The organism is Propionivibrio sp., from assembly GCF_017995515.1.
In the GTDB taxonomy this organism is placed as follows: Bacteria; Pseudomonadota; Gammaproteobacteria; order Burkholderiales; family Rhodocyclaceae; genus Propionivibrio.
The window spans coordinates 1-5487 of record NZ_JAGOIT010000155.1 but is presented as its reverse complement, the minus strand read 5'-3'; the positions used below and the strand labels follow the sequence as shown (position 1 = coordinate 5487).

The window sequence follows — 5487 nt, the reverse complement described above, 5'->3', positions numbered from 1 at the left end:
ACTGCAGCGATGAATGAAACAAACAGTCGGCGCCGAAAACAAGATCACCCACCGTGACCCGCGCCACCTGACTCATCCGGCAGGATGAGACGTATCCGATTCGTTCAGTAGGAAAAATGGTCGCGGGGTTTTCAGGTTTCACCGCAATCATTGGGGCGCAGAAGCACATCCTTGCGGATGTGTGATGAAAATGACCACGAGTTCATGTGGCCACAAAATAACTGTCCGATCCGGACATATCCGACTTACGCAATGGAGGTATACGTATGAAGCCTATCGTCAAGACACTTGCAGCATCGACGTTACTTGTCCTTTCCCTGAGCAGCACTCCGGCACTGGCCGCCAAGATCGGCGTCACCATGTCCGCGTTCGATGACAACTTCCTCACCGTTCTGCGCAACGGCATGGGCAAGTATGCGGAATCGCAGAAAGACATCAGCCTGCAGTTCGAAGATGCACAAGGCGATGTCGGCAAGCAGTTGAACCAGATCCAGAACTTCATTGCGCAGAAAGTCGACGCCATCATCGTTAACGCAGTCGATACCGACGCGACGCCGAAGATGACCAAGCTCGCCACTTCAGCCGGCATCCCGCTGGTTTACGTCAATCGCATGCCGGCCGACAAGTCGCTGCCCGCCAAGGTCGCCTACGTCGGCTCGAACGAAGTTGACTCCGGCACGCTGGAAATGAAGGAAGTGTGCAAGCTGATGGGCGGCAAGGGCAACATCCTCGTCATGATGGGCGAACTGTCCAACCAGGCCGCACGCCAGCGTACGCAGGACGTCGAAGACGTCATCGCCACGCCGGAATGCAGCGGCATCAAGATCCTCGACAAGCGCACCGCCAAGTGGCAACGCACCGAGGGCAACGACCTGATGACCAACTGGATCAGCGCGGGTCTTAAGTTTGATGCCGTCGTTTCGAACAACGACGAAATGGCGCTCGGTGCCATCCAGGCACTGAAGGCTTCGAAGATGCTGGACAAGACAATCGTCGCCGGCGTCGACGCCACGCAGGACGCGCTGGCTTCGATGAAGGCTGGCGAACTGAAGGTCACCGTCTTCCAGAACGCAGCCGGCCAGGGTCAGGGCGCGGTCGATACGGCGATGAAGATCATCAACGGCGAGAAAGTCCCGTCGATGGTCTGGATTCCGTTCGAACTCGTGACGCCAGCCAATCTGAGCCAGTACATGTCGAAGAACTAAGTCGTTTGATCCATTCGTAAGCAAGCGGCAGGGCGGACCGGTTACCGGGTATCCGGACCGTCCTGCCAGGACTCACCGAAGGAGAAATACATGACGGGTTCTGCAACGGTTGATGCAGTGGTTGAACGGGCTGAGCCCCAGGCGAAGAAGCATCAATACGAATACATTCTTGAAGTATCCGGCGTACGCAAGGCCTTCCCGGGCGTCGTCGCGCTGGACAACGTATCCTTCCGCGTCCGCCCGGGCAGCGTACATGCGCTGATGGGCGAAAACGGCGCCGGAAAATCAACGCTGATGAAGATCGTTGCCGGCGTCTATATTCCGGACCAGGGCAACATGCGGCTGCGCGAGCAGGAAATCCGGCTGACCTCGCCGCTCGACGCGCTGCAGAACGGCATCGCCATGATCCACCAGGAACTGAACCTGATGCCCTTCATGACGGTGGCGGAAAACATCTGGATCCGCCGCGAGCCAAAGAACGCGCTCGGCTTCATCGATCACGCCGAATTGCGTGACCGGACGCAATCCCTGTTCGATGAGTTGAACATCGACATCGATCCAGAGATCGAAATCCAGAATTTGAGCATCTCGAACCGGCAGATGGTCGAAATCGCCAAGGCCGTTTCCTACAACTCCGACGTGCTGATCATGGACGAACCGACGTCCGCACTGACCGAGCACGAGGTCGCCCACCTCTTCACGATCATCCGCAAGCTGCGCGACCAGGGCAAAGGCATCGTCTACATCACGCACAAGATGAACGAGTTGTTCGAGATCGCCGACGAAGTCTCCGTCTTCCGCGACGGCAAGTACATCGGTACCAGGCGCTCGGCCGAGGTCACACGGGACGACATCATCCAGATGATGGTCGGCCGCGAGATCACGCAGATGTTCCCGAAGGAAACCGTGCCCATCGGCGAGGTCCGTCTTTCGGTCAAGAACCTGTGTCTCGAAGGCGTCTTCCGGGACGTATCCTTCGACGTGCGCTCGGGCGAAATTCTCGGCTTCGCCGGCCTGATCGGCTCCGGCCGTAGCAACGTCGCCGAAACGATCTTCGGCGTCACGCCGGCCACCTCGGGCACGATCCAGATCAACGGCAAGGACGTCGCCATCGACCAGCCGAAGACGGCGGCGAGCCTCGGTATCGCCTTCCTGACCGAAGACCGCAAAGACACGGGCTGCTTCCTCAAGCTCGACGTGCTGGAAAACATGCAGATGGCGCTGATCGGCCGCAAGTATGTCAAGGCCGGCTTCGTCAATCAGGCGCAGGTGACCAAGGACTGCGAGGAAATGAGCGCCAAGCTGCGCGTCAAGACCCCGAGCATGGCCGAATGCGTCGAGAACCTTTCCGGTGGCAACCAGCAGAAGGTGCTGATCGGCCGCTGGCTGCTGACCGAGCCGAAGATCCTCATCCTCGACGAACCGACGCGCGGTATCGACGTCGGCGCCAAGGCCGAGATCCACAAGCTGATCACCAAGCTGGCCGGTGAGGGCGTGGCGGTCATCATGATCTCGTCGGAACTGCCCGAGGTACTCGGCATGAGCGATCGCGTGCTGGTCATGCACGAAGGGCGCGTCACCGGGATACTCGACAGAGCCGAAGCCGATCAGGTGAAGATCATGGATCTGGCTGCCAAATAGTCACGAGGGCATGACGGCGATCAGGCGCCGCAGGCTGAACCGACATAAAAGCAACAGGAGGATGTCATGGCAGTTGGTAACGCAACAAGGGTTGATTCAACCATGGGGACAAACAAAATGCGCAAGTTAAAGCTTCCAAACGAAGTCAGAATTCTTCTGGTGCTGGCGGGTGTGGCACTGGTTTTTGAAGTGCTCGGCTGGATGTTTGTCGGGCAAAGCTTCCTGCTCAACAAGGATCGGCTGGTCGTCATGATCCTGCAGATGTCGGTCATCGGCATCATTGCGGTCGGCGTCACACAGGTCATCATCACCGGCGGCATCGACCTCTCCTCAGGTTCGGTACTGGCCCTCACGGCGATGGTCGCGGCGAGTCTGGCGCAGGAACCCGGCTATGCCCGCGCCGTCTATCCGGCGCTCGGTGGCATCTCGGTCTTCTGGCCGATCCTTGCTGGCTTGGCGATTGGAGCACTGACCGGATTGATTAATGGCTCACTGATCTCCTACACCGCCATCCCGCCGTTCATCGCCACGCTCGGCATGTACGTCTCGGCGCGCGGCCTCGCCAAGTGGTACACGCACGGTTCGCCGATCAGCATGCTGACCGAAGACTATGCCTGGATCGGCTCGGGTGCCGTGCCGGTGGCCATCTTCCTGGTCGTCGCGCTGATCTTCCATGTCGCCCTGCGCTACACCCGCTACGGAAAATTCACCTACGCCATCGGCGCCAACCGGCAGGCGGCACGCGTTTCCGGCATCAACGTCGGACGTCACCTGGTCATCGTCTACTCGCTCGCCGGCCTGCTCTCCGGTCTCGCCGGCATCGTCACCTCGGCCCGCGCCATCACTGGCCAGGCTGGCATGGGGATGGGCTATGAGCTGGACGCGATCGCCGGCGCAGTTATCGGCGGCACCTCGCTCAACGGTGGCGCCGGACGCATCACCGGCACCGTCATCGGCGTCATCATCCTCGGCGTGATGACCTCGGGCTTCACCTTCCTGCGTATCGACGCGTACTACCAGGAAATCGTCAAGGGCATAATCATCGTCGCAGCAGTGGTCGCCGACCAGTATCGCCAGCGCAATCGCCGCTCGGCTTGAGCAACCTCTGTATCAGACAAAAAGGCTGGGCAACCGAAAGGTTGCCCAGCCTTTTTTCTTTCAAGAAAGACCGCGGCGATCGGTTCAGGCGAATGACACAGCCTGAACTGACCGCTTCGGCCGCGTACGACCGCGGCACGTCTCGCGCATGTCGCAGAGGTCACAGCGATAGGCGTTGTGCTTGACTCCCGCTCCCAGCCCGATGACGCCGCTCACCGACTTGATCGGCCGCATCATCGCCGACGGACTGAGCGTGATGCCGCAGAAATCCTTCGGCAGCAGCGAGAACAGTTCGTGTTGCTCGGCGACCTTCCAGCCGCAATAGCCGGGGCTGTAGCGGTTGGAAATGGCCAGCCCATCAGCCTTCGACTGCGCGCCGATAAGTTTCTCGATGCGGCCGGCGATGCGCTCGGCGAGTTCGGAACCGACGGCGTCGAGCGCGTAGATGAGCAAGGGCTCGTCCTCTTCGGTGTAGCGTCGGTGCAACTGCTCGTACCCGGCGCCGACTGTACCGACGAACAGGGCGACCCGCTCGGCGCCGACGAGTTGACCAGCGATTTCGGGTCCGGTTGCGAAGTGCTTTCCGGCGCAATCGAAGCCGCCGGCCGAACACATGACGTCAAGCAGGCGGAAACCGCCCATGGGGTGGCTGACGTGCCGCAGATCTGCGCACACAGTGTCGATCGCTTCGGCGACGTATTCCGGGATTTCGTTCCGATACCCCAGCACGCGCGCGATGCGCCGTTTCGACAACGGCGGCGAGTGGTCAAAGCGGCAGAGGAAGACCTCCGACGCCTCGGGTACCGCTTCGGCGATCATCGTCCTACCTTCCCGCGTTGAAGCGATCGAGCGCCAACTGGAACGCGTCGACGTTGGCAGCCGGAACCAGCGGCGGAATGTCGCAGCCGGAAGAGAGGATGAAATTGGGGTAGGCGGCGGTTGCTTCAAGCAGTTGCGTAGTCGTTGCCAGAACATCCGCGGGCGTTCCCATGCGGAAAGCGCCCGCCGGATCGACATTGCCCATCAGCAGGACATCACGCGGCAATTCGGCGAGCGTCTTGCCCATATCGTTCTTGTTGCCGAAGTGCAGCCCCCAGGCGCCGGTCGACAGCATCGACTGATTCTGGCCTCCGGTGTTGCCGCAGTTGTGCAGGACCACCGCGAAGTGTTCGTTCTGTACCTTGGCAATCAGTCGCCGGACGAAAACCGAAGAGAACTCGTCGCACTGTGCCGGCGATAACAGCCCGGCCGCCGGTTCGGCGATGATGACGCCGTTCACGCCGGTTTCGGCGAAGGCTTGCAGATACGTCTCGAGGAAGGCGGTGCATTTCTCCAGCAGCAGCTGGATGCCGTCCGGGTCCATCAGCATTTCCGTCATGATCTCAGTCATCCCGAACAGCCGCCCGGCCAGCGAGAACGGTCCGATGCAGCCGGCAAAGACGGGACGATCAGTCACTTCGGCCGCAGCCATCCGCGCCGCTTCCAGGTAGAGCGGGATGCGGCCGGTGTCCAACGACGGGATCGCCAGCGCCTCGACTTCGGA

General features: G+C 60.6%; 5 protein-coding genes. 3 read left to right on the top strand and 2 right to left on the bottom strand.

Annotated features, from left to right (window positions below):
* Positions 1 to 266: 266 nt before the first annotated feature.
* The 3 genes from KBA32_RS16325 to KBA32_RS16315 all read left to right on the top strand — a co-directional run bounded on the left by KBA32_RS16325 (position 267) and on the right by KBA32_RS16315 (position 3944).
* Positions 267 to 1205, top strand: a complete 939-nt coding sequence (locus KBA32_RS16325; protein WP_294361247.1) for a sugar ABC transporter substrate-binding protein — start codon at positions 267 to 269, stop codon at positions 1203 to 1205.
* A 90-nt stretch (positions 1206 to 1295) separates the two neighbouring features.
* Positions 1296 to 2846 carry a sugar ABC transporter ATP-binding protein gene (locus tag KBA32_RS16320; protein ID WP_294361245.1) on the top strand — a complete coding sequence of 517 codons (1551 nt, stop codon included), beginning with the start codon at positions 1296 to 1298 and terminating at the stop codon, positions 2844 to 2846.
* A gap of 117 nt (positions 2847 to 2963) precedes the next feature.
* The gene (locus tag KBA32_RS16315; RefSeq protein WP_294361244.1) at positions 2964 to 3944 is read left to right on the top strand and encodes an ABC transporter permease; all 981 of its coding nucleotides are present in this window, start codon (positions 2964 to 2966) and stop codon (positions 3942 to 3944) included.
* Positions 3945 to 4028: 84 nt separating this feature from the next.
* Here the strand turns inward: KBA32_RS16315 and KBA32_RS16310 are convergent, their stop codons facing one another.
* On the bottom strand, positions 4029 to 4763 hold the full coding sequence (locus KBA32_RS16310; protein WP_294361242.1) for a vitamin B12 dependent-methionine synthase activation domain-containing protein: 735 nt from the start codon (positions 4761 to 4763) through the stop codon (positions 4029 to 4031).
* A gap of 4 nt (positions 4764 to 4767) precedes the next feature.
* Positions 4768 to 5487: uroporphyrinogen decarboxylase family protein (locus KBA32_RS16305; protein WP_294361241.1), on the bottom strand; the 720-nt coding region annotated here is incomplete at its 5' end.

Excerpts from the sequence above, each read along its gene's own strand:
- KBA32_RS16315 (WP_294361244.1), top strand. The coding sequence starts at position 2,964 with ATGCGCAAGTTAAAGCTTCCAAACGAAGTCAGAATTCTTCTGGTGCTG.
- KBA32_RS16310 (WP_294361242.1), bottom strand. The coding sequence starts at position 4,763 with ATGATCGCCGAAGCGGTACCCGAGGCGTCGGAGGTCTTCCTCTGCCGC.
- KBA32_RS16320 (WP_294361245.1), top strand. The coding sequence starts at position 1,296 with ATGACGGGTTCTGCAACGGTTGATGCAGTGGTTGAACGGGCTGAGCCC.
- KBA32_RS16325 (WP_294361247.1), top strand. The coding sequence starts at position 267 with ATGAAGCCTATCGTCAAGACACTTGCAGCATCGACGTTACTTGTCCTT.